Below are 1,811 nucleotides of genomic sequence, written 5' to 3' on the forward strand. Positions count from 1 at the left end.
GAAAATTCATTTTACAATAGTGCAATTAATTATTTTAATGCGACACTAGTGAAAAAATTTAAAAAAAATTTTTTTTTTAAAATCTTGAAAGGTGGGCTTTCACATTATTTGTACGTTCGATTAACCACAGCGGCTTGGTAGCTTAATAGCTGTATATCGTCGTATTTTGCGATAGCTACGTCTGTGTGTACTGTAGCACTGATAATACCTTGAGTACGTGCTTTTTTTAGTAATGTACGAATTTCGGCACGTCCTGTTGAAGTTAATAATTCCACTTGTTTCACCTCTTCTTTTTCCTTTAAAGCATCCAGCGCTTTTTTTATGCGTGCCTTAAAGCTATCCCAGCGCTTTTCATCTAAAATACGATGGGGACAATATTTGCCACTCCAATCTTGATGCTTTTTAATGCGATCAATACTCCAACCGTACTGATAGAGTATCGATGCAATACAATGCACCGCATTTTCCTCGGCTGCTACATAACGAGAGCCCCCGCTTTTGCTGTAACAGATTTCAATACCAATAGATTTCCGATTTCCGTCACCTTGCCCATCGCCACAATGCCATGCGTTGCGATCGAATGGGATGCACTGTATAACTTCTTTATCATCGATGGCCACATGGTAGCTGACTTGATTATTGTTGCGATTATGGTAAGCAACTTCATTCGCTGCCGAAGCATCATTGGCGGTGTTGTGTACTGTGATATACTCAGGCTTCATAGCAAATGGTGACTTCAACGAGTATTTACTTGCTGGCAATAAATTTTGTTTGAATGTATAGCTCATTTTGCACCGCCTTCTCCTGTTTTATCTTTAACAACTGCTAATAAATCTTGTACAAATTTAGGCATCCATAGCCCCATTTTTGTGCCGTTTTCAGTGATTGAAATAAATTCGAGCACACAAAAAGCGATGGCAGCACCATCGCCCGCATAACCGATACCAGGTATCACAAGCGCGATTAAATAAACAGAGGCAACCATCATTAAGTAATAAATTTTACGGATAAAACCATTAAATCCTACACGTGAGTTTAATGTTTGATTTACGGCAGCTTGCATTAGACCTGTTACGTAGTCCAATGCCATAAGGGCAATAAGTACTGTTACGGCCATGCCTAGGCCTCCAATTAAATAAGATATAACTGTTCCTATTACACCGCTAATTAACGCGATATATTTCTCCATTTAAACACTTCCTTTTTTCGTAATAAAGCGCTCAAGGTTGAGCGATGATTTTAATAAATTTATTTCACTAAACATATATTTGAAGTAAGCATAAATTTAGGAGTGATAAAGCATGCCGACTATGCCAAAACCATTAAGTCAACACGAGGCTTACAATGAATTGTATTTTGAAACAAATGGATCTCGAAACACCGGCGATTATGACGTAATTTTGCATATTCCCAAACAATCCCCTGTCCTAATAGGAGAGGTTAGAGGAAATAAGAGTAACGGTTTAAAACAAGCTAGATTAATTATTTGTAATTACTTAATTAACTACGTGAGCAAGAATAAAGATTTTATATTCAATCAATATTGTGTTAGCCCAGAAAGAGAAGAAAGCAAAAATGAATGGAATCAATTTAAAATTTCCGATTTTATTTAAACTATATTAATAGCCTTCCACAGATGATTGTGGAAGGCTACTTTGTAATTTCTCCAAGAATTTTCTTTCAAAATCCCAAACGTTTGGGATTATTAAAATAATAAAAAACTGCCAATCTAAGTGACTGACAGTTACTACGCATAAGGGGACTTATACTAACTTGCTTTCATCAGTGATAACTGGCGCATCACCCCAAAC

3 protein-coding genes are annotated in these 1,811 nt (G+C 36.6%); 1 reads left to right on the forward strand and 2 read right to left on the reverse strand.

The genetic code is table 11. From position 1 onward, the window contains the following. Positions 1–104: 104 nt before the first annotated feature. Positions 105–788 carry a peptidoglycan recognition protein family protein gene (locus tag C9J34_RS09065; protein WP_107839545.1) on the reverse strand — a complete coding sequence of 228 codons (684 nt, stop codon included), beginning with the start codon at positions 786–788 and terminating at the stop codon, positions 105–107. After that, positions 785–1,189: a phage holin family protein gene (locus tag C9J34_RS09070; protein ID WP_107839546.1), complete on the reverse strand. Its 405-nt coding sequence runs from the start codon at positions 1,187–1,189 to the stop codon at positions 785–787. The genes C9J34_RS09065 and C9J34_RS09070 overlap by 4 nt, the downstream gene beginning before the upstream one ends. A gap of 112 nt (positions 1,190–1,301) precedes the next feature. On the opposite strand from C9J34_RS09070, the gene C9J34_RS09075 reads away from it, so the two are divergent. Then, a complete protein-coding gene (locus tag C9J34_RS09075; protein WP_107839547.1) occupies positions 1,302–1,613 on the forward strand; it encodes a hypothetical protein in 312 nt (103 codons plus the stop codon). The last annotated feature ends 198 nt before the right edge of the window (positions 1,614–1,811 follow it).

The organism is Metasolibacillus meyeri, assembly GCF_003049505.1.
GTDB classification, from domain to species: Bacteria; Bacillota; Bacilli; order Bacillales_A; family Planococcaceae; genus Metasolibacillus; species Metasolibacillus meyeri.

Bases quoted from the DNA above. Each gene is read 5' to 3' on its own strand.
- C9J34_RS09065 (WP_107839545.1), bottom strand. From the start codon at position 788: ATGAGCTATACATTCAAACAAAATTTATTGCCAGCAAGTAAATACTCG.
- C9J34_RS09070 (WP_107839546.1), bottom strand. From the start codon at position 1,189: ATGGAGAAATATATCGCGTTAATTAGCGGTGTAATAGGAACAGTTATA.
- C9J34_RS09075 (WP_107839547.1), top strand. From the start codon at position 1,302: ATGCCGACTATGCCAAAACCATTAAGTCAACACGAGGCTTACAATGAA.